At 66.1% G+C, this 22,064-nt stretch carries 17 protein-coding genes; 9 read left to right on the top strand and 8 right to left on the bottom strand.

Annotated features, from left to right (window positions below; genetic code table 11):
- Positions 1-70: 70 nt before the first annotated feature.
- Positions 71-1,264 (top strand): glycosyltransferase family 4 protein, encoded by a 1,194-nt coding sequence (locus tag CHB96_RS15055; RefSeq protein ID WP_089247571.1) that lies wholly within the window; start codon positions 71-73, stop codon positions 1,262-1,264.
- Here the strand turns inward: CHB96_RS15055 and CHB96_RS15050 are convergent.
- The gene (locus CHB96_RS15050) at positions 1,246-2,916 is read right to left on the bottom strand and encodes an MmpA family trehalose lipid delivery protein (protein WP_089247847.1); all 1,671 of its coding nucleotides are present in this window, start codon (positions 2,914-2,916) and stop codon (positions 1,246-1,248) included. The genes CHB96_RS15055 and CHB96_RS15050 overlap by 19 nt on opposite strands.
- A 26-nt stretch (positions 2,917-2,942) precedes the next feature.
- Here CHB96_RS15050 and CHB96_RS15045 point away from each other — a divergent pair, with 26 nt between their 5' ends.
- Positions 2,943-4,136, top strand: coding sequence for a polysaccharide biosynthesis protein (locus CHB96_RS15045; protein ID WP_176444303.1), 1,194 nt, complete (start codon positions 2,943-2,945; stop codon positions 4,134-4,136).
- A 37-nt stretch (positions 4,137-4,173) separates the two neighbouring features.
- Here the strand turns inward: CHB96_RS15045 and pgfA are convergent, their stop codons facing one another.
- Positions 4,174-5,307, bottom strand: a complete 1,134-nt coding sequence (pgfA, locus tag CHB96_RS15040) for a cell envelope lipid trafficking protein PgfA (protein ID WP_089247570.1) — start codon at positions 5,305-5,307, stop codon at positions 4,174-4,176.
- 199 nt (positions 5,308-5,506) lie between these two features.
- Here pgfA and CHB96_RS15035 point away from each other — a divergent pair, with 199 nt between their 5' ends.
- Positions 5,507-6,640: an acyltransferase family protein gene (locus CHB96_RS15035; protein WP_176444316.1), complete on the top strand. Its 1,134-nt coding sequence runs from the start codon at positions 5,507-5,509 to the stop codon at positions 6,638-6,640.
- Here the strand turns inward: CHB96_RS15035 and CHB96_RS15030 are convergent.
- The 3 genes from CHB96_RS15030 to CHB96_RS15020 all read right to left on the bottom strand — a co-directional run bounded on the left by CHB96_RS15030 (position 6,610) and on the right by CHB96_RS15020 (position 11,605).
- A complete protein-coding gene (locus tag CHB96_RS15030) occupies positions 6,610-10,890 on the bottom strand; it encodes an alpha-(1->3)-arabinofuranosyltransferase (protein WP_217899955.1) in 4,281 nt (1,426 codons plus the stop codon). The two genes, CHB96_RS15035 and CHB96_RS15030, sit on opposite strands and share 31 nt — an antisense overlap.
- Positions 10,871-11,041 (bottom strand): DUF2613 domain-containing protein, encoded by a 171-nt coding sequence (locus tag CHB96_RS15025; RefSeq protein WP_084423591.1) that lies wholly within the window; start codon positions 11,039-11,041, stop codon positions 10,871-10,873. Before CHB96_RS15025 ends, CHB96_RS15030 begins: the two co-directional genes overlap by 20 nt.
- A gap of 96 nt (positions 11,042-11,137) precedes the next feature.
- Entirely contained in the window at positions 11,138-11,605 is a 468-nt protein-coding gene (locus CHB96_RS15020) for a universal stress protein (protein WP_089247568.1), read from the bottom strand.
- A 92-nt stretch (positions 11,606-11,697) separates the two neighbouring features.
- On the opposite strand from CHB96_RS15020, the gene CHB96_RS15015 reads away from it, so the two are divergent.
- The gene (locus CHB96_RS15015) at positions 11,698-12,867 is read left to right on the top strand and encodes a glycoside hydrolase family 3 N-terminal domain-containing protein (protein ID WP_089247566.1); all 1,170 of its coding nucleotides are present in this window, start codon (positions 11,698-11,700) and stop codon (positions 12,865-12,867) included.
- 70 nt (positions 12,868-12,937) lie between these two features.
- A complete protein-coding gene (locus tag CHB96_RS15010) occupies positions 12,938-13,543 on the top strand; it encodes a TetR/AcrR family transcriptional regulator (protein ID WP_089247564.1) in 606 nt (201 codons plus the stop codon).
- Positions 13,544-13,826: 283 nt separating this feature from the next.
- Here the strand turns inward: CHB96_RS15010 and CHB96_RS15005 are convergent, their stop codons facing one another.
- Positions 13,827-14,684, bottom strand: coding sequence for a MaoC/PaaZ C-terminal domain-containing protein (locus CHB96_RS15005; RefSeq protein ID WP_089247562.1), 858 nt, complete (start codon positions 14,682-14,684; stop codon positions 13,827-13,829).
- Positions 14,681-16,027 carry a 3-oxoacyl-ACP reductase gene (locus CHB96_RS15000; RefSeq protein ID WP_089247560.1) on the bottom strand — a complete coding sequence of 449 codons (1,347 nt, stop codon included), beginning with the start codon at positions 16,025-16,027 and terminating at the stop codon, positions 14,681-14,683. The genes CHB96_RS15005 and CHB96_RS15000 overlap by 4 nt, the downstream gene beginning before the upstream one ends.
- Positions 16,028-16,152: 125 nt before the next feature.
- Between CHB96_RS15000 and CHB96_RS14995 the strand changes: the two genes are divergently transcribed.
- The gene (locus CHB96_RS14995) at positions 16,153-17,493 is read left to right on the top strand and encodes an acetyl-CoA C-acetyltransferase (RefSeq protein WP_371829015.1); all 1,341 of its coding nucleotides are present in this window, start codon (positions 16,153-16,155) and stop codon (positions 17,491-17,493) included.
- Between the two features lie 320 nt (positions 17,494-17,813).
- Positions 17,814-19,988 carry a VanW family protein gene (locus CHB96_RS14990; protein ID WP_089247558.1) on the top strand — a complete coding sequence of 725 codons (2,175 nt, stop codon included), beginning with the start codon at positions 17,814-17,816 and terminating at the stop codon, positions 19,986-19,988.
- Here the strand turns inward: CHB96_RS14990 and CHB96_RS14985 are convergent, their stop codons facing one another.
- Positions 19,989-20,750, bottom strand: coding sequence for an SGNH/GDSL hydrolase family protein (locus CHB96_RS14985; RefSeq protein ID WP_089247556.1), 762 nt, complete (start codon positions 20,748-20,750; stop codon positions 19,989-19,991).
- 171 nt (positions 20,751-20,921) lie between these two features.
- Here CHB96_RS14985 and CHB96_RS14980 point away from each other — a divergent pair, with 171 nt between their 5' ends.
- The gene (locus tag CHB96_RS14980; RefSeq protein ID WP_089247554.1) at positions 20,922-21,434 is read left to right on the top strand and encodes an NADPH-dependent FMN reductase; all 513 of its coding nucleotides are present in this window, start codon (positions 20,922-20,924) and stop codon (positions 21,432-21,434) included.
- Positions 21,431-21,922 (top strand): flavin reductase family protein, encoded by a 492-nt coding sequence (locus CHB96_RS14975; RefSeq protein WP_089247552.1) that lies wholly within the window; start codon positions 21,431-21,433, stop codon positions 21,920-21,922. The genes CHB96_RS14980 and CHB96_RS14975 overlap by 4 nt, the downstream gene beginning before the upstream one ends.
- The last annotated feature ends 142 nt before the right edge of the window (positions 21,923-22,064 follow it).

Raw genomic sequence — 22,064 nt, 5'->3', positions numbered from 1 at the left:
CGCGGGGCCGGACGAACCGTTAGGGTGTTTCGAGTTCGTGTTGTTGTGGCCGTGATGGGGGACGGAAGCTGTGCGAGAGGTGCTGCTGCTCTGCTGGCGAGATACCGGCCACCCCCAGGGTGGGGGCAGTGAACGCTATCTCGAGCAGGTCGGCGCAGGTCTGGCGAGGCGCGGCGTCCGAGTGACGCTGCGGACCGCGTCGTACCCCGGCGCTCCCGCCGAAGAAGTGGTCGACGGCATTCGCATCAGTCGCGGTGGTGGCCGCCTCAGCGTGTATCCGCGGGCGCTCGCCGCCATCGTCGCAGGTCGTCTGGGTTTCGGGCCGCTGCGCGGAATTCGGCCCGACGCCGTCGTCGACACTCAGAACGGCATTCCGTTCTTCTCGCGCATTGCTGCCGGAGTGCCGGTGACGCTGCTCGTGCACCACTGCCACCGCGAGCAGTGGCCGGTCGCCGGTCCGTTGATGGCGAAGCTCGGTTGGTGGCTCGAAAGCGCCGTCTCGCCGCGGGTGCATCGCGCGAATCAGTACCTGACGGTGTCGTTGCCGTCGGCCGACGAGTTGGTGGCGCTCGGCGTCGATCGAGATCGCATCGCCGTCGTACGCAACGGGGTCGACGCGGTCCCGGGCGAGATTCCCGAGGACGTCAGGTCGTCTCATCCGTCGTTGTCGGTGCTGTCGAGGTTGGTTCCGCACAAGCAGATCGAGGATGCGCTCGCCGCGGTCGCGACACTGCGTTCGACGATCCCTGACCTGCACCTCGACGTCATCGGCGGTGGCTGGTGGGAGGACAACCTGCGTCAGCGAGTCCGCGAGCTCGGCATCGACTACGCGGTGACGTTCCACGGCCACGTCGACGAGTTGCGCAAGCACGAACTTCTCGGGCAATCGTGGGTGCACGTCATGCCCTCCCGCAAGGAGGGCTGGGGTCTCGCGGTCGTCGAGGCCGCGCAACACGGCGTGCCGACCGTCGGATACCGCAGCTCGAAGGGCCTCACCGACTCGATCATCGACGGTGTGACGGGACTGCTGGTCGGCGCCGACGGCGCGGATCGCGACGTCACGGCGCTGACCGCCGCCGTCGGGGATCTTCTGCGCGACGCGGAGATGCGCGCCGACCTGGGTGAGAAAGCTCGCGTCCGCGCACGCGAATTCTCCTGGGAACAGTGCGCGCACGGCGTCCACAGCGTGCTCGAAGCCTCGGTGGCCGGCGACCACGTCTCCGGGCTGGTGTCGCCGAGCGTGCCTCAGCCCTCGCGCCGGTAGATCGCGACGCCGAACCCGCCGGCAAGCAGCGCGAACCACACGAGGTGCGCGGCGACGACCGCCGCGTTGCCGCCGGACTCGGACGCGTCGAGCGCGTCGGGGATGCGGTAGAGGGCGAGTTCGTCGTCGGAATAGGCGCTGTCGAGTTGGTCGAGCGTGGTCTGCGACTCGCCGAGCTGCCCCGGCGTCGTACGTTCCACCAGAACCCAGCCGACGCCGAGCCGTCGCAGCTCGTCGACGCTCCCGCCTGCGAGGAGAACGGACTCGACGGATTCGGCTCGTGATCCTTCGCCGCGTACGGAACCGCCTGCGACGATCAATTCGCCGGTCTGCAGGACGTCGAGCGGCAGCATGCGGGGAGCCGGATCCAGCACGGGCGCGTCGCCGCTGTACGGGAAGATGCGGAACATGCCTGCGGGAAGCACCGCGACGTCGCCGGTGTCGCCTTCGAGTTTCTCGGCAACGGTGTGCCACGACGACGGGTAGTCGACGGGCCGGATCTGGCCCGCGACGCCCCACACGAGGTCCGGCAGAGCAATCAGCACCGCAAGCATCGCGGCGATGCCCGGTAGCCACGCGTTTCGCAGCCTGGCCGCCGCCCAGGTGACACCGGCTGCCGAGGCCAGTGCGTAGAACGGCATCGCCAACGCGACCCACTTCTGCGCGTCGCGCAGCAATCCGGCGCCGGGGACGTGCGTCGCCGCCCATTCGCCGACGTGCAGGCCGGGGCTCGTGGCCGCGAGCGCGAGACTCACGACGGCGACGACGGCGACTACACCCAGCGCGAGCACGTACGGATGTCGCCGACGACGCCACAGCAGCAGAATCCCGAGGGCGACGACGGCCAGCAGCAACGCGGTTCCGACGACGGCGAACAACGACGTGCGGGACGTCGGGACGGCATCGGCGTTCCAGATGCCGCCGAGTCCGGCGAGGCTGCCGATCGTGCCGAGGCCTGGTTCGGCGCGGGCAGCGAAGGCTGCGACGCCTGCCGGGTCGGTGCTCGTTGTTCCGCCCCCGGACACTGCCGTCGCGACGAGCCACGGCAGCGACGCGGTGATCGCGAGTGCCGACGTGATCAGACCGCGTCGGAGAGTGCCGGACACGGCCAGCGCGACGATCGCCGCGAGAACGGCACCGGTCGGAGTGAGTCCTGCGGCGGCGAGGCAGACGGCCAGCGGAGCCCAACGGCCGGTGCGTCGAAGCGTCAGGGCAGCCGAGACCGTCCACGGCAGTGCTGCATACCCGACCAGCAGAGACCAATGTCCTTGCAGCAGACGCTCGGCGACGTACGGATTCCAGATCGCGACGGTCGAGGCCGTCAGCAGCGCAGGCGTCGGAGCCGTCGGGAGCAGCGCGCGGGACATACGAGCGGCACCCCACCCCGCGAGCCACAACGCCAGCAGCAGAACGACCTTCACGACGACCCCGCCGTCGACGACTGTCGACAGCGTCGCGACGAACGCGTCCTGTGGAACCGCTCGCGCAGCGGCATCGGTCGTGCCCAGTGCCGCGTCTGTCAGGTAGGAGCGAGGGGTGCTGACGGCGTCGCGAAGCAGAAGATAGCCGGGTCCGAGCAGCGGCCCGAGAACCAGAACCGACAGCAGCAGGCTGTAGACCGGCGGCGCCCACCTCGATGTCGACGACGCCATGATCGGCACCCTATACCGTGGGGCGCATGCCGATTCGCGCCGTCTCCGCCTCCGCCGTGGCAGGTATGACGATGGTGACGATCGGATCCATGACGGCGAACGTCGCGTCGTACCTGCTGCATCTGCCTGCGAGCCGGTTGTTGGGTGTCGAGGGGTACGGCGAGTTCGCGAGTCTGCTCGCCGCGCAGTTGGTGCTCGCGGTGCCTGCTCTCGCGTTGCAGTCCGTCATCGCGCGCGAGGTGGTCCACGGCCGGAGCCGACGGTCGCTGCGCGGTCTCGGATATCGCTGTGCGGCAGTCGTCGCGGTGTTGGCCGTTCTGTGTGCCCCGGTCGTCGCCTACGCGCTGGACACCGGGGTGTTGGCGACGACGTCGGCGCTCGTCGTCGCGCCGATGCTCGTCGTGCTCGCCACCGAACAGGGATTGCTGCAGGGGTCGGCGCGGTTCGGCCGGCTGAGCATCGTGTTGGCGTCGGCGGGGTTCGGCAAGGTCGTTCCTGCAGTGGTCGCGCTGGCGTTGGGTGCAGGCCCCGGCGTCGTGTTGGCAGCCAGCGCAGCAGGAACAGGCGCGGTGGCGCTCGCCGCGCGACTGCTCGACGGCGCCTCGGACGACGCCGAAGCCCTGCGCATCGGCGTCGGGACGGTGCTGCAGGCGTCGCAGGTGCAGCTCGCGCTGATCGCGTTGTCGTCGGTGGATCTGATGTTGGCGCGCGGGCAGCTGAGCAGCGAGGACGCGGGTCTCTACGCGCTCGGAGCCGTGGCGACGAAGGCTGCGTTCTGGCTGCCTCAGGCCGTCGGCGTCGTGCTGTATCCGCGGATGGCGAATCCGGTGCAGTCGGGTGCGGCGCTGCGGTCGGCGTTGGCGGTCGTCGCAGGGATCGGCGCGGTGCTGATCCTCGGATCGGTGGTGGCCGCGGGGCTCGTGCCGATCGTCGTCGGTGAGGACTACGCAGCCGTCCAGGGATATCTGTGGATCTTCGCGGTGCAGGGCGCGTGCCTGGCGGTGCTGCAGAGTGCGCTGCTGTGGGCTATCGCCGGGGAGCGAACGACTCTCGCGCTCGTCGCGTGGGTCGGGTTGCTCGTCGAGGTGGTGCTGCTGACGTTCGTCGCGACGACGGTTCTGCAGTTCGTCGTCGTCGCCGCGTCCGTTGCCGCTGTGTGCGCGGTGGTGATGAGCGCGGTTGCGTTGGGCGCTTCGCGCCATGTGCACGAAAATACATAGCCCGCTATGTATTTTCGTGCACATGCGGCGAAGCCGCTTACTCCTTCGAGAGATTCGTCCGAGGAATTTCCTCGGTCCGATCCGTCGTCCAGTCGCGGTTGACGGGTTCGGTCTGCGGTGCGTAGCCGCCGCCGTCGTCGCTGTGCTGCGGTCCGCCGGTGCGTGCAGGCTGACGCGGGCCCTTGCCGCCGCGGAGACCGAGGATGATGCCTGCGATCAGGGCGATGACTCCGAGGACCGCCGCGACGATCGGCAGCGTGCGACCGAACAGCGACAGCTTGTCCTGGCCGTCCTTCGCCTGCTGGATCTGGTACTCGACGGTGTTCTCGTCGAACGTGATCGGTGCGTTCAGCACATCGACCTCGGGCTGTCCTGCCGTGCGCGAGTAGTACTGGTGCACCTGCTCTTCACCCTTGACGACGACGCCGGTCTCCGGCTCGACCCACACCGTGCGGGTGTTCTCGTACCAGCGCGTCATCGTGACGGGTGCTTCGCCGCCATCGACGCCCCATGTGGCGGCGGGCAGCGTCAGCTTGTTGGTCGGAGTGTTGACGACGGTGGACAGGTCCACCGGTCCGACATCCTGCTGGTACTTGTAGACCTTGGTGCCGTTGATCTCGGTCTCTTCGACGAAATCGATGTCCTTCGATGCGCGAGCGTTGATGTCGAAGTACGGGTAGCTCTTCTGCTCCGCGTTGAACGGGAACTTGTACTGCAAGCCGGTGTGCGGAACTTCCTCGGCGGGCTTGTCGCCCTGCACCTGAATGGTTCCGACGGGATTCTCGACGGGCATCGAGCTGACGCGGTCGATGGTGACGCGGTCGACGGTTGCGGTCAGAAGGCCTGTGTCACCCTGCTTGTCGCTGCGGCGCAGAGTCTGTCCGGCCTGCAGCGTCATCTCCTCGGCGTTCGACGGATCCTCGACGGTGACGAAACGCTGCGACACGAGCGGAACGTTCTCGTCCACCTGTGCGCGTCCCGCGGTGAGCGATGCTGCGTTGAGGACGCTGCCGGATCCGGTGGAGACCGTCGTGACCTCGAGGTCGAGGGGCGTCTTCTCGAGACGCGACACCGTGTAGGTCGGGATCAGAATCGCCGCGACCAGTAGGAATGCACCCAGGCCAACGAGAACGAGGGCGATGATTCGGCTCGGCCCTGAGCGCTCCGCCATGTGACAGTCTCCTTAGTCTTATTTCCCGGCGTGCCGCTGCTTCCACCCCCGTCAGGTCGGGGTGGGTCGAGCCCCCGACCTGGAGTGTCCGATTGGTATCGCCACGTCGCTGGTGACAGTAACAGTGATCACGCCGCGCGGGCGCGGGCACGCCCGATCATGGTCAACTTTCACGAACATCGATGCTTGACTGTCGATGATGAATACACAGGCCGTCTCCGTTCCACGTGAAGTCGTCCCGTTGCGCGGGTTCATACCGTCGCTCGAGGGGATGCGTGCGTTCGCGTCGATCGGCATCATCGTCACCCACGTCGCGTTCCAGACAGGGGCCGCGAACTCGGCCGTCATGGGCCGGATCTGGGGCCGATTCGATCTCGCCGTCGCGCTGTTCTTCGCGCTGTCGGGGTTTCTGCTGTGGCGCCCGCATGCGGCGCAGGCGCGCGGGCTCGGTGAGGCGCAACCGATGCTGCGGTACTTCTGGTCGAGGGCGGTGCGCATTCTGCCTGCGTACTGGGTCGTCGTGTCGATCGTGCTGTTGTTCCTGCCGAACACAGGGAGTAGTTGGCGCGTGTGGGCAGCGAATCTGTCGCTCACCCAGGTTTTCGTGCCACTGACGTTGACCGAGGGCATGACTCAGATGTGGAGCCTGTCGGTCGAGGTGGCGTTCTATCTCGCGCTTCCGTTCATTGCGATCCTCATGCTCGGGTTGCGTGGTGACGCGGCGCGATTCCGTCGGCCGGTGCTGTTCGTCGTCGCGGCTGTGAGTTTGTGCTGGGCGTTCGTACCGGTGTCGACGCCCGAAGCCATCCACCACGACAACTGGTTGCCTGGATACTTCGCATGGTTCGCGGCAGGAATGCTGCTCGCGGAGTACTCGACGAGTCCCGAGACGTGGATGCACCGGTTGACGTCCCGTAGATGGCTCGTCGCGGCAATTGCCGTGCTGGCCTTCGCATTGTCGGCGACCCCTCTCGCCGGACCCGAGGGGTTGGTCCGACCCGAGCCGTGGCAGTTCGCGGTGAAAGTGCTGCTGGGGGCCATCCTCGCGTTCGCGTTGTTGGCGCCGCTCGTGCTGGCCGACGGTTCGCGCAGGCACGGAATTCTCGAGCATCCCGTGACCCTTGCATTGGGTCGCTGGTCCTACGGAATCTTCATCTGGCACCTCGTCGTGCTGGCGATGGTGTTCCCCGTGTTCGGGCTGATCCCGTTCTCGGGGCATTTCCTCCTGGTGCTGATCGTGACCGTGAGCCTGTCCATCCCGGTCGCTGCGGCGAGTTACGCGCTCGTCGAGGAACCGATGCGTCAGCGGTTCGGGCCCTCGCGTCGTCGCTGAAGTCCGCTGCACGCGGCGACCGCCAGCGCCGCCATACCGACCAACGCCGTGAACTGCACGAGATAGGAATGCCCGACGTACCCGTCGGCGTCGCGCCACGGGCCCTTCGACAGCAGGCCCATCGACAGGAGCGTGCCGAGCGTGGCTGTGGTGACGAGCGTTCTCGCGGCGGCGTCGGAACCGAATCGACGCCCGATCCACCAGGTTGCCGCTGCGATGACCGCAGTCGTGACGACTCCCGTGACGCCGGCGATGACCGCAGCGGCAGCGAAGGCTCCCATCCATCCGACGGCGGGACTGCGCCACGTCGTCGGGGCAGGGTCACCGGTGGGGCGGCTGCGCCGGAAAGCAAAGAATGCCAATGGAATCAGCAGAAAGAGGCCACCGAAGATCCCGAGCCGGTACCACGTGTCCGACGGGTAGTCGAGCGTCACCGAGGTGGTTCCGGCAGGTACGACCCAGCCCTGCTGCCATCCGTTCACGACGACGCGATTCAGCTCGCTTCCGTCGGGAGTGCTTGCACGCCAACCGATGTTGTTGCTCTCGGGAACGACCAACAACTGATCGCTCGACGTGTCGGACAGCTCGATCTCGCGATGATTCTCTTCCCAAGCGGAAGTCGTCACCTGGCGTGGAGTGTTGGCGAAGGCGGTAGCGGCGGGAATGGGCATGGTGCGCAAGCGCATTCCGTCGACGAAGAACGCCGCTCCCGGATCGACGACGACGTCCTGCGCGCCCTCCGGCAACGGGATCGGGTTCAGAATGTCGTTGGGCACCGGGAATGCACCTTCGCACATCGTCGCTCGAAGCGGTGCACCCGAACGGAACTGGGCTGCGGTCGCGGTCACCGAGGCGCGGACGGTCTGGCCCGCGATCGACACGATCGGTCCGACGTCGCAGCCGACGGTGATCTCACGGTTCTCGTCCAGCGGTGTGCCGACTTCCTGCCCGCCGGACAGGACCGTGACGCCCGCGAGGCCGGGCGGTTGCGGAACGATGAAGCCCAGTGAATTCCTGTCGAGCACGTCGTCCCAGTCCACGATCGACAGAACGATGCGGTCGGTCACGTGCGGTTCCAGGTCGACGGTCGTCGCACCGTCGGGGTCGACGTCCCGAACCTGCGGTCCGGCACCGAGATTCACGGCCACACGCGTCGGATGCGTCGGCAGGGTGCCGACGCTCGGAGTCACCGTGAGTCCGTCGACGAGCGTCGGTTCTGGGAGGTCGATCGTCAGCGTCGGTTGAGTTCCCGCCCGCTTCTCGACGCTCTTCTGCGGTGCAGTCCACGACGTACGGTCGTCCCCGTCGGTCGCTGCGAATGCGGATCCGTGCAGATCGCCCACGTCCGACGCGCCGCTCGCTGCGGGCCGACCGGGTTGCGACAGAAGCGATTCCAGTTCCGGGCTCTGGCGAGTGCGCAGTGTCAGTTCGGGTAGCACCGCGGTTCCCGACGGCACCGACAACGTGCGCGAGAATCTGCCGAGTTCTTCGGGTTGCTGCGACAGGCCGCTGCTGCATCGGATGCGGTCGGTGGTGTCCAGGCATCCGGGACGGCCGGGGAACTCCTGGCCGAGATCCCAGTCCTTGACGCGCGCTCCGGCAGTCACTGCGGGCAGCACAGCTCGATGCACGATCGAAACCTGTTGCGGTGCATCACCGGAGTAGTCCTCGACCGACAGCTCGCTGATGCCGAACTGGCTGCCCCGTGTGTTGTCGACCGTGGATTTGGCGGTGATGCGAAGCCACGACGTCGACCCGCCCGGCAGTGACACCGTGATCGGGTCACCCGGTCGGTCGATGCGGGCGGCGGTGCTGCCGTTCTCGGTGGTGACCTCGACCCATTTGACGGGGTCTCCGATGGTGCCGGGACTCGTACGCAGATGAAGAAGACCGCCGCGCAGAGGCTCGTCGAAATCGAGCTGAAGCCATTGTCCTACAGCGCTTTCGATACCGTTGGACACCCATGCGGTCGCGAGATCCCCGTCGACGACGGCTGCGACTCCGCTTCCGGGCTTGGTGCCACCGATCTGTGTCGAGTCCGACGCGGAGCTCGATGCGGTGATCGTCGCGCCTTCCCATTCCGCGTCGACCGTCTCGGCGCCGTCGACCGGGTAGTCGGGCACCTCGTTGAGTGACCGTCTCGGCTCGTCGGCCGAACGTAACGCGGAACTGTGGTCGTCGACCTGCCCGAAATCGGTCTCGCGGTTCATCGGAGTATCCGTCACGGTGACCGCGTCGACGTCCATGCCTGCGGCCGCTGCGTCGGAGGCAATGATGACGGGGCCGGCCGGCATCGGGTCCGGTACGCCGGAGTTTCGCTGAGTATTCAAGCGCTGCAACGACTCCGGGCCGCCCTGGACGAACGGGACCTTGTCCAGATCCACGGTGTAGGGGCCGGACACGCTCGCCGACGACTCGACCTCGTAGATCTCGACGGCGGGATACGGCGGTCGTAGATCACCGTCGACCGTCACCCCGTCGACCGTTCCGGGCGCGATCTCGTCACCGAACTCGGCCACCCGCGTCAACCCAGGGGAGCCGTCGAGCGCCGCGTGCACCTGCACGGGGCGGGTGGAGCGCGACGTCTCGGGTTCGAGATCGTTGCGTACGACGACGTAGCGAATTCCCTGGCCGCGCAACGTATCCGCGAGGCCGGCCGACGGCGAACCGTCGGCGATGAGGCGCTGCACCGAGTCGAGCGCGCGGATCGCGCCCGGGGGAGTCAACGGCACCGAATCACGCACGGCCCATGGCGTCGTCGCAAGTGCTTGAAGCGGTTCGTCGCGTGTGAGGCCCCACGTCTGCAATGCGAACGGCGCACCGGGGACGACGAGGGCGCGGTCGGCGTCGGAGCCGTCGGGACTGCTTCCCGACGCGTTCTCGGTGAGCCAGTTCGCGGCGTCGTGCCAGTACTGCGGGATGGATTCGTACGCGCCGCGAGGTGCGAGCTTTCCGGTCCAGGCGAGCGACGTCGAGAATGTCAGCGCGACGAGGACGAGTCCTGCGACGGCGACCATCTTGTCACGTTCGGGGTGCGCGATCGCCTTGGTCCATGCGCGGAACGGAGTCGATCCAGGAAGGGGGACACGGGCGAGGAGGTGAGCGAGTCCGAGTACCAACGGGATTCGAACGACGGGCTCGAGTTTGTGGACGTTGCGCAGCGGTGCGCCCGCGGTGTCGAGGAACAGTCGGACCGAGTCGGCGATCGGCGAGCCGAGGTCGCCGACGTATCCCGCGGTGAGACCGAGGATTCCGACGAACAGCATGACGGTCAGTCGTCCACGGGCTGGCATCGACCGCATCGCGAGACCGGCGACTCCCGCCGCGGCCACGACGCCCGTCGCGACGACCGCTGCAGGCTGCGTGACGAGTACCGCGCCCGCGACGCGTTCGGGGGAGACGAACGGTGTCCAACTACTCGTTCCCCGAAGGATTTCCGCGAGCGAGGCCCACTGCGTCGTCGTACCCGAGGATTCGATGTAGTCGAGGAACGGTGGGCTGACGCTCCCGAGGAGTAGAAGCGGCACGATCCACCAGAGCGTCGCGAGCACGAGGAAACCGGCCCACCATCCGCTGAACTTCAGCCAGCGTCGGTCCGGTCGGTGGCACAGCACCCAGACGACGCCGACGAGGCATGCCGCCGCCGTCGCAACGGCATTGACGGCACCCATCAGCGCGACGGCGACAGCGGATTGGGCTGCCAACCGGCGCAGTGGCGGACTTTCGGAACGAAACGCCCATACGATCGGAATCAGCACCCACGGCGCGAGCATCATCGGCATCGTTTCCGACGAGATCGATGCCAGTGTCGTGACGACTCGCGGCGACAGAACGAACGCGAATGCTGCGATGATGCGCGAACTTCGGCTGCCGATGCCGAGTGCTTCGGCGAGACGGACGATGCCCCAGAATCCCGCGATCAGCAGGAGTGCCCACCAGATTCGCTGAGTCACCCACGGCGGAATCGACAGGACGTCACCGAGCGCGAAGAACGCCCCGTGCGGAAAGAAGTAGCCGTAGGCCTGATTCTGTACCTGCCCGAGCGGCGCCTGAGAGGTCCATTGATGCGATGCGCGCGCGAGGAATCCGAGTGGATTCTGCGTCAGATCGTATTTGGTGTCCGCGACGGTGAAGCCGGGAACCTGGACAAAAGTGAGAAGGAAAGCCAGGGTGGAGACGCCGAGCAGCCACCTACGACCGAGTGGTTCGGAAGAGATCGAAGCAGGAGCGTCAGCGGCTGCCGTACTCAACCTGGTTCAGCAGCGAAGAGTCGGCGTTGCCGGAGCGATCGATGTCGGGACGAGTGTTGTCCGACGCGGCCGCGGTCACACCGAACACGACGCCGGCACCCAGTACCGCGCCGACAACCGCAGCAACCACTCCCGGGACAGCGAACTTCATCTCGGTTCTCCACTTTCGTCGACAAGCGCCTGGGGCAACGATCGCGCGCGGATCACGGTATCACCCGAGCGCCCGGTCGCCGGGGTGCACGCGCCGTTACTTACCAGGAGGGACGATGAGAACCGGTCGATGGCTGTGGCGCAGCACATGGTCTGCGACCGAACTCTGGAGCAGAGAACGAAGACCCGTCGTGCCACGGGTGCCGGTGACGATGATGTCGACGTCGAGATCGTCGGCCTTCTCGACGATGGCGCTCCAGATGGCCGTCGTACATTCGGCGCAGTTGCCCTCGACTTCGAGGCCTGCCTGTTCCGCGAGGAGGACACCTTCGTTGTTGGTCACCTTGGCGTCGGTGAGAGCGACGTCCTCGGCTTGGTCGTCGGGAACCCACTCGGGTTGCATGACGCCCGACAGCCCCGACATGCGGGCTGCTTGACGCACCATCGGCTCCCACGCCGTGACGACGATCGCGCGTCGGGTGGTCAGAAATCGGCCGGCGTACTCGATGGCTCGCTTGGCGTTGTCGGAGCCGTCGTAGGCGATGAGGATCAGATCTGCAGGCATCGAACGTCCCTTCTGATGTCGCGTTTGTCCAAGGTTAACCCGTTCGGATGGGGGATCGCGGGAGTACGGTCGCCTGGACTACGGTCGGTGTCATGATGACCTTCCGATCGCCCGTGCCCGTCCTTGCAATGGTGCTCGGGGTCGGTTTCATCGCCGGATGCGGCAGCGACAGCAGTCCCGAAGCAGCCCCCGTCGCGACGTCGTCGGCAACAGCTCCCACGACCGAATCGACGACGCCCGTGCCGCCGCCCGCCCCGGTCGACGCGTGCGCGACGTTCGTCGGATCCCTCACCGAGAGGCAGCGTCTGGCCCAGTTGTTGACGGTCGGCGTCACCGGAACAGCGGATGCCGTCGACATCATGTCGACCGAGCAGGTCGGCGGCATCTTCATCGGCAGCTGGACCGATTCGTCGACGCTCGCCTACGGGCAGGTCCCACAGATCAACGATGCGGCGGCGGTGCCACCGATGGTGACGATCGACGAAGAAGGCGGGCGTGTCTCACGCGTCGAGGACTTGTTGGGTGCGGATCCGTCGGCACGCGAGACGGCTCGCACGATGACTCCCGACGAGACGTATCAGATGGCCCTGGAACGTGGTCTGGGTCTGAAAGAGCTCGGGATCACCGTCGACTACGCACCGGTCGTCGACGTCAGCGGCCAGCCGGACGACTCCGTCATCGGCGATCGGTCCTACTCGGAGGATCCGCAGCAGGTCATCGCGTACGCGGGCGCGTACGCGGCGGGTCTGCGACAGGCCGGAATTCAGCCCGTCATCAAGCACTTTCCCGGTCATGGCTCGGGTTCGGGCGACTCGCACACCGGCGCGGTGACGACGCCTCCACTCGAACAGCTGCGGCAGTCCGATCTGCTGCCGTACCAGGCGTTGTCGGACACGGGCGTCGGAATCATGGTCGGACACCTCGACGTTCCCGGCCTGACCGAGCCCGGTGTTCCGGCGAGCATCAGTCCTGCGGCGATGACGTTGCTGCGGGAAGGCGTTGGATACGGCGCAGCGCCGTTCACCGGGCCGATTTTCACCGACGACCTCAGCGGCATGGCCGCGATCACGGACCGACTCGGAATCGTCGCCGCAGTCGAGGCCGCGCTGGTGGCGGGCGCCGACGTCGCACTCTGGCTGACGACGGACGACGTGCCGGCCGTGCTCGACAACCTCGAAGAGGCAGTGGCGACGGGCCGTCTGCCTGCGGCGCAGGTCGACGAGTCGGCTGCCACCGTCGCCCGCTTCAAAGGTGCCTGCTAAATTGCCGTAGTGACGCAGGCCTCCTTACTGAGGAGTAAGGTTATGTGTTCGACGTTTGTTGGGAGGACACATGGCTGGCGGCACCAAGCGATTGCCCCGCGCCGTCCGTGAGCAGCAGATGCTCGACGCGGCGGTCGATGTGTTCTCCGACAACGGTTTCCACGAGACATCGATGGATGCGATCGCCAAGAAGGCATCCATATCGAAGCCGATGCTGTACCTGTACTACGGGTCCAAGGACGAACTGTTCGCCGCGTGCATCAACCGTGAAGGCGTCAAGTTCGTCGAAGCACTGACCCCCGCCGCCGACCCGACGCTCACCCCGCGCGAGCAGCTACGACGCGCACTCCTCGGGTTCCTCGGGTTCGTCGGCGAACACCGCAAGTCCTGGATGGTGCTGTACCGGCAGGCAATCGGGCAGTCGGCATTCGCGTCGCAAGTTCAGAGCAGCAGGGACCGGCTCATCGAACTGACCGCCGGGTTGCTCGAAATGAGCACCAAGGACCCCGAGCCCGGCCAGAACTTCGCGCTGATGGCCGTCGCTCTCGTCGGAGCGGGTGAGGCCGTCGCCGACCGCGTCGCCGGTGGAGAGATCGAGGTCGACGCAGCAGCAGACTTGCTCGAGAACCTCGCCTGGCGTGGTCTGGCGGGTAAGAAGACCGCGCACACGGGATAGGGCAGTCGGGGGTCGGCCGGCCCCGGGGTGACCGAATGTCACCCTCGCTCACTCTGAGTGACTGAATGACGCCCTCGCTCCGGATCCGCCCCGGGGTGACCGAATGTCACCCTCGCTCACTCTGAGTGACCGAATGGCGCCCTCGCTCCGGATCGACCCCCGCCCCGAGGTGACCGAATGTCACCCTCGCTCACTCTGAGTGACTGAATGGCGCCTTCGCTCCGGATCCGCCCCCGCCCCAGGGTGACCGAATGTCACATTCGCTCACCCCGGAGCCACCGTCCTACCTCAAAGTCGCTGTGAGGTACGGATACCCCTTCTTCGGGTGCTTCAGGGACAGGTCCCACCCGGACTCGATGGATTCGGCGTACACGTTGACCGTCGCAGGCAGCACGATCGGCTTCCCGAACCGCACGCTGTAGGTCACGGCGGTCGGCACTCGACCTTCGATGGTCTGCAGAACTGCTGCGGCACTCCACATTCCGTGCGCAATGGTGCGCGGGAACCCGAATGCCTTGGCGCCCAAGGTCGACACGTGGATCGGGTTGCGGTCACCGGAGATCGCCGCGTACTTGCTGATCGTTCGTTGATCCACGCGTAGGGTTCGCGTCGGTGGCGGCGGTACCTCGTCGGCGGGCGGGGCTTCCCGTGGTCCGCCCGAGAGGGACGTCTTCTGCAGGCTCAGGAAGCTGGACGTCTGCTTCCACACGAGTTCGCGCCCGACGCTGATCTCGCTGATCACGTCGATCAGCAGTCCCTTGCGGTGCTCGCGGAGGTTCTCGGCGTGCACGCGGATGTCCAGTGGCTCGGACGACGAGATGCCGCGGAACTGCTCGATGACGTTCTCCGCGTGGACCGATCCGATGGCCGCGAACGGAAATTCCTTGGACACCATCAGTTTCATGACCGTCGGGAAGACCAGAGTGAACGGATACGTCACCGGAAGGGTATCGCCGAAGCGAAGTCCCGTCGCCCGGCAGTATCCGGCGAGGTTGTCCGGGTCGACGCGAAGTCCGCGCAACTCATAGACCGTCGACGGCGCCGTCGACGACTTCGAACCAAGAAATGGCAACGCGCCCAACGCCGCTGACGCATAGATCTCCGACGTCTTGGGCTGCTCTTCGAGCTCGACGACGCTCATGCGCCGAGGAGGCTCTGGCCGCAGACGCGAACGATCTGTCCGGTGACGGCATTGGATGCGGGAGAAGCGAAGTACGACACCAATTCTGCGACGTCGACGGTCTGGCCACCCTGCAGTAGCGAGCTCATACGTCGACCCGCTTCACGCGTGGCGAACGGAATCGCCGCTGTCATGGCGGTTTCGATGAATCCGGGGGCGACGGCGTTGATGGTGATGTTCTTCTGCGCCAAGACCGGAGCGGACGCGTGCACCAGGCCGATGACGCCGGCCTTCGACGTGCCGTAGTTGGTCTGACCGCGGTTGCCTGCGATGCCTGCGATGGACGAGACGTCGACGACGCGGCCGCCTTCCTTCAATGCGCCCGAGGCAACCAGCTGCTCGGTGATGCGTTGCGGTGCAAGAAGGTTGACACCGATGACGGAGTTCCAGCGGCTCTCGTCCATGTTGGCGAGAGTCTTGTCGCGGGTGATGCCGGCGTTGTGGACGATGATGTCGGCGCCGCCGTGACGCTCCAGCAGATGCTTGGACAGTACCTCGCCGGCGTCGTCTGCGGTGACGTCCAGGGCGAGCGACGTGCCGCCGACCTTGTTGGCGGTCTCCGAAAGCGCTTCTCCCGCAGCAGGAATATCGGCGGCGACGACGGTTGCGCCGTCGCGAGCGAGCACCTCGGCGATCGTCGCACCGATGCCGCGGGCAGCGCCGGTGACGACGGCTACCTTCCCGGCGAGTGGCTTGTCCCACGATGCGGGTGCCTCGGAGTCGGCGTCACCGACGGCGATGACCTGGCCGTCGACGAACGCGGACTTGGCAGACAACAGGAAACGCAATGTGGATTCGAGGCCCGACAGGCCCGTCGAGGCCTTCGGTGAGATGTAGACGAGCTGTGCCGTCGCTCCGCGCTTGACCTCTTTGCCGACGCTGCGGGTGAATCCTTCGAGCGCTCGTTGGGCTACATGCTCGTCGACGCCGGCCGTTTCCTCGGGCGTCGTACCGATGACGACGACGCGCGCCGACGGTGCGAGATTGCGGATGACCGGCTGGAAGAACTGGAACAGTTGCTCGAGTTCGGAGACGTTCCCGATGCCGGTGGCGTCGAACACGAGGGCGCCGTACTTCTCGTCGTGTGCCTGTGCCTGCGGGTAGTCGGACAGCAGGATGCGCAGCGGTTCGACGAGGCGACCGTTGCCGCCGATCAACACGGGGCCCGCGAGCGGCGGTTCGCCTGCCTTGTAGCGGCGCAGCTTCTCTGGCTGCGGCAACCCCGCCTGCTTGGCGATGAATGCTCCCGGCGCGGACGCCAGGAACGAAGAGTAAAGGTCTGGGGCTCCCTTGGTGGCTGCCACTGTCCTACCTTTCAATTGGCGCCTCCGGCGCCCCGTGCGTGCGTAGTTGGTGCCTGGACCGACTACGAACGCACAGGCGCGAAGCGCACGACCGGGTGTCGACAACCAACTTACTCGTCAGTAAGATGAAACTCCACCAGGGCCATTCCACGATGTTTGGAGACGCAGTGACAAGCAAGCAGCTACGACCGGTCGCAATCGTCGGTGGAAACCGCATCCCCTTCGCGCGCTCGGACAAGAAGTACGCACAGGCTTCGAACCAGGATATGCTCACCGCCACCATCGATGGGCTCGTCAGCCGATTCGGCCTGCAAGGTGAGCGTCTCGGACTCGTCGTCGCGGGCGCGGTTCTCAAACACAGTCGCGATTTCAACCTCACTCGCGAATCCGTCCTCGGCAGTGCGCTGAGCCCGTACACCCCCGCCTACGATCTGCAGCAGGCCTGCGGAACGGGCCTGCAGTCGGTCGTCGCGGTCGGCGATGCCATCGCGTCGGGACGAATCGACGCCGGTATCGGCGGTGGCGTGGACACCACATCCGACGCTCCGATCGGCGTCAACGACGAACTCCGCGAGTTCCTTCTCTCTCTCAACCGCGCCAAGTCGACGACCGATCGCATCAAGCTGCTCGGCAACGTGCGCCCGTCGATGCTCGGTATCGAAATTCCCCGCAACGGTGAACCCCGCACCGGATTGTCCATGGGCGAGCACGCCGCGATCACGGCGAAGGAGTTCGGTGTTCGCCGCGAGGATCAGGACGAATTGGCTGCCGCGAGCCACAAGAATATGGCCGCTGCCTACGACCGTGGTTTCTTCGACGATCTTGTGACGCCGTTCCTCGGACTCACGCGCGACGACAACCTGCGTCCGGGATCCACCGTCGAGAAACTGGCGACGCTGAAGCCTGTGTTCGGTAACAAGCTCGGCGACGCCACCATGACGGCAGGTAACTCGACGCCCCTCACCGACGGTGCGTCGGCTGCGTTGTTGTCCACCGACGAGTGGGCGTCCGAGCGCAACTTGCCGGTCCTTGCGCACCTCGTCGATTCGGAGACCGCTGCCGTCGACTACATCCACGGCAACAGTTCGTTCAAGGACGGCCTGCTGATGGCGCCGACGTACGCCATTCCGCGTCTGCTCGCGCGGAACGGATTGACGCTGCAGGACTTCGACTACTACGAGATCCACGAGGCGTTCGCGTCCGTCGTGCTGGCGACGTTGCAGGCATTCGAGAGTGACGAGTACTGCAAGGAGCGCCTCGGCCTCGACGCGGCACTCGGATCGATCGACCGCAGCAAGCTGAACGTCAACGGATCGTCGCTCGCTGCCGGGCACCCGTTCGCCGCGACCGGCGGACGCATCGTCGCATCGCTCGCCAAGATGCTCGCCGAGAAGGGGTCGGGCCGCGGCTTGATCTCCATCTGTGCAGCGGGCGGCCAGGGCGTCACCGCAATCATCGAGCGCTGATCCAGCGCTCGACACCAGGGGGCCGACGGTCGGCAGATTCGTCACACGAGGGGTTTATGGATCTGCCGGCCGTGCAGCATTGTCGCTCGCGGAAGTGATTGCTCATTCAAACGAATGAAATAGGGAGACATTCCAACGTCGGTTGTAACGCATCACAAAGGGTCGCGATACTGAGAGTGGCTCCGCACTGCTGCCCGACCCCCGACCCGGCAGCGGTGCGGAGCCACCTTCGTATCTCCGCCCGGATGTGGCAGACGTCCATTGCGTAAGCTCGTGGAAAGTGTCGAGGGGATTTCTGGGGGTTCGGGAGGGCCGAGAACGTGAGCGTCGGTGGAGACGGCAAAGACAAGCATGACCAAGAGCCGGATCACGTCGATGCCGACGAGAGTGCTGCTGCAGCCGAGAGTTCGGTGCCGGACGTCGCCCCTTACGACGCACCGACCGAGGTCATCCGAGCAATCGATCCCAACGCGCCTGCCCCTGGCGAGCAGGTAGCGCAGCAGCCCGCAGTATCCGAGCCCGCAGTATCCGAGCCCGAGGCCGACGCACCGCCCACCGAGGCGTTCGCAGCCGAAGAGCAGCCCGCACCGGAACAGCAGCCCGCACCGGAAGAGCACCCCGCACCCGAGGTCCCCTCGGCGCCGACGGTCGCCCAACCCGCGGTTGCCGCTCCCGAGAGCGGCGAGCCTGCTTCCCGCACCGACGTGTCCAACAGAGCCAAGATCGCAGTCGTGGCCGGTGCCGCGATCGCCATCCTCGGTGTGTTCTACACCGCCGACATGTTGTCGTCGAGCGGCTCGGTGCCCCGCGGTGTCACCGTCGCGGGCATCTCGATCGGCGGATTGAGCCACGACGACGCCGAAGCACGCCTGCAGTCCGAACTCGGGCCTCGCGTCGAGCAGCCGGTGCGTGTGGCCGCAGGGGACCAGGAGCTCGAATTGGTGCCTGCCGCAGCAGGTCTCGACGTCGATTGGACGGCGACGCTCGATCAGGCCGGGGCTCAGCCGATCAATCCGTTCACTCGGTTGACGTCGCTGTTCGCCGATCGAGAGATCGGGGTGCAGTCGTCCGTCGACGAGCCCGCACTCGACGCAGCCGTGGAATCGCTTCGGGCGCAGACGGATCGGCAGCCGTCCGAAGGTGACGTCGTCTTCGAGGGCACCACACCCGTTGCGGTCACTCCTGCTCCCGGCCAGACGATGAACGTCGCCGACGCGCGGGATGTGATCGAGCAGAACTGGGCATTCGGATCTGTCGAGTTGCCGGTCGACACCGTAGATGTGACCGTGCACCAGGACGAGGTCGACCGCGTCCTCCGAGACGTCGCGACACCGGCCGTCTCCGCTCCGGTCGTCTTCACCGGCCGTGACGGTGCAAATGCCGTTCTGGCGCCCGACGCGATCGCCGGTCTCGTGTCCTTCGAGCCGGACGGCAACGGTGCTCTCGCGGAAATGTACGACGCGGGCGCAGCCACTCGAATTCTGGCGCCTCAACTCGCGTCGACGGAAACACAGCCGAAGGATGCGTCGTTCGCGCTCGGTGGCGGTGCGCCGACGGTGGTGCCCGGTGTCGTCGGCGAGCTGGTGCAGTGGCCGAAGACGTTGGAGCAGTTGCCGACTCTGCTGTCCTCGACCGATTCGCGCACGACGGAAGCGGTGTACGAGCAGGCTCAGCCGGCCCTGACCACCGAAGGTGCGCAGGCGCTGGGGATCAACGAGGTCGTCGGCGAATACACGACGGGTGGCTTCGAGTACGCGTCGGGCGTCAACATCCGCCTGACGGCCGACATCGTCAACGGTGCGCTGGTCAAGCCGGGAGAAACGTTCTCGCTCAACGACTACACCGGCCCGCGTGGGTCGGCGCAGGGATTCGTCGAGTCGGGAATCATCGACAACGGTCGTCCCGATCGTGCAGTCGGCGGCGGAATCAGCCAATTCGCGACGACGCTGTACAACGCGTCGTACTTCGGCGGAATGGAAGACGCCGGGCACACCGAGCACAGTTACTACATCAGCCGGTACCCGGAGGCACGTGAAGCGACGGTCTTCGAAGGCGCGATCGACCTGAAGTTCACCAATCCTGCGAAGACAGGCGTGCTGATCGAGTCCTTCGGTACGAGTTCCAATGTGACGGTTCGCCTTTGGGGAACCAAGACGGTCGACGTCGAGTCCATCACCGGCTCGCGAACCAATCCGACGAGTCCCAACACCATCACCCTGCCTGCAGGCGATGCGTGCGTTCCGTCCAGTGGCGGACCGGGATTCACGGCCAGTGACACCCGCGTGATCACCGACATCGCGTCGGGCAACGAAGTGTCGCGCAACACGCGGACGGTCAAGTACGACCCCATCCCGATCGTGCGATGCCAGTCGCCCGAACCAGAGCCTGAGCCCGAGGCGCCTGCTGGCGAAACGCCCCCGGGGGAGACGCCCGCCAACCAGCCCACTCCGGCGGCGCCGCCTGCAGCTACTCCTCCGGCGGACGACGGGGAGTAGTCAGAAGCTGTGCAGCGCGGAGTGTTTGGCGGCTACTCCGTCACCCGACGACGTGCCGCGCAGTCGACGTGACACCCACGGGGCTGCAAAGGATTTGACCCACTCGGCGTTCTCGCGCCGCCGTGCCGACGCGTCCACCGGTGGCAGTGGGTCGAGCGGTGTCAGGTCGATGGCATGCGCGACTCCGAGAAAGTCGAGCACCTCCGTCGCCATTCGCGTGTGCCCGCGCGTCGACATGTGCAGTCGATCCCAGTCCCACATTCTGCTGTCGTCGTATCCCTCGAAACGCCAGTAGTCGATCAGTTCGACGCCACGGCGGTCCGCGACTGCCCGCAGGAGTTCGTTGTAGATCGCGGTGCGGCCACGGAGTGCGCGGAACACGGGTGACCAGCCTGCGTCGTACGCGGTGAATGCGACGACACGCGCGCCGGTTGCTGTCAGATCCGCGAGGGCCGCGTCGTACCGGGTGATGATGGCGTCGATGTCGACCTTCGGCCGCATGAGGTCGTTTCCGCCTGCGTAGATGGTGACTAGATCAGGGGCGGCTTCGACGGCTATGCCCACTTGGTCCTCGATCACCTGATCGAGCAGCTTTCCGCGGACGGCGAGGTTGGCGTAACGGAAGTCCGGGTTCCCGACGGCGAGCTGCTCGGCGACTCTATCGGCCCAACCCTTGACGCCGTTGGGGCTGGTGGGGTCGGCGTCACCGACTCCTTCGGTGAACGAATCCCCGAGCGCGATGTAGCTGTCGATCCTCGACACGTAGATCCTCCGTAGTCTTGCTAAAGATTTCTCCAATCTACGACGCCCTGCGTATGCCGTTCATTCCCGGGGTAGGTCGCGGAAATAATCAGGCTGATTCTGATTATGGACACGTGGGTACTCGACGGGTTGGCTGTGTAGTACACGTGTTTTCCGAACGAAAGTAGGCGCATGACAGTCACGGTGGTGGCAGGCAACCCCAAGCCTGGTTCTCGAACTCTCGAGGCGGCGGGGCTGCTCGCGTCGGAGCTGACGGGTGGTCGGGCCGACCACCAGGTCGACGTCATCACACTGGGATCGGGCCTGCTCGGGTGGGGTGACGACGCGGTGAAGGCGGCCGTCGAGACCGTCGCATCGAGTGACATCGTGGTCTTCGCGAGTCCGACGTTCAAAGCGACGTACACCGGTGTTCTGAAGTTGTTCCTCGACCAGTTCGCGACCGACGAGGGGCTGCGTGACGTCGTCGCAGTGCCCCTGATGTTGGGCGCCGGTCCTGCACACGCGCTGGCGCCGGATCTGCTGCTCAAGCCCGTTCTCGTGGAGCTCGGCGCCATCACCCCTGCTCCTGGCTTGTACCTGATAGACACCAGTTTCACGACGGACACTCGTATCGTGGACTATGCACGGCGATGGGGACCCACCATCACAGCCGCAGCAGACGCGCGAAAGGGAGCTTCGGCATGACGCTCACACACACCGACCTCGACCAGGCGACGCTTCGCCAGGCTTACGCCCAGTTCCCGAGCGGTGTAGTCGCCGTTGCCGCCGAGATCGACGGCGTTCCGGTCGGGCTGGCGGCGAGCAGTTTCGTCGCCGTGTCCATCGAACCTCCGCTCGTCGCCGTCTGCATCCAGAACACGTCGTCGACGTGGCCCAAGCTCGAAGGCGTCCGCAACATTGGCGTCAGTGTGTTGGGTGAAGCGCACAACGATGCCGCTCGGACGCTCGCAGCCAAGACCGGCGACCGATTCGCCGGCCTGAATCTGCAGACCACGGATCAGGGCGCCGTATTCATCGAAGGCGCCACGGCCTGGCTGGATACCACCATCGACCAGCAGGTGCCTGCCGGTGACCATGTCATCGTGCTCCTGCGGATCCACTCTCTCGAGGTCCAGAGCGAGATCGATCCGATCATCTTCCACGGCAGCAAGTTCCGCCGCCTGGAGTCGTAGCCCCCGCTCCCACGCAAATGTGAGCGGCGTTCAGAAGTGCTTTGCGTGCGTCGCCGCTGCTCTTGTGCGTGTCGATGCACGAACTCGCGGCGCAATACTCCCGCCACATTCGGGTTGCATGTCCGACATGGATGCGGTGTTG

This window comes from Rhodococcoides kyotonense (genome assembly GCF_900188125.1).
GTDB lineage: Bacteria > Actinomycetota > Actinomycetes > Mycobacteriales > Mycobacteriaceae > Rhodococcoides > Rhodococcoides kyotonense.
The sequence above is the reverse complement of the archived record's forward strand: the minus strand, read 5'-3'. Positions and strand labels throughout refer to the sequence as shown.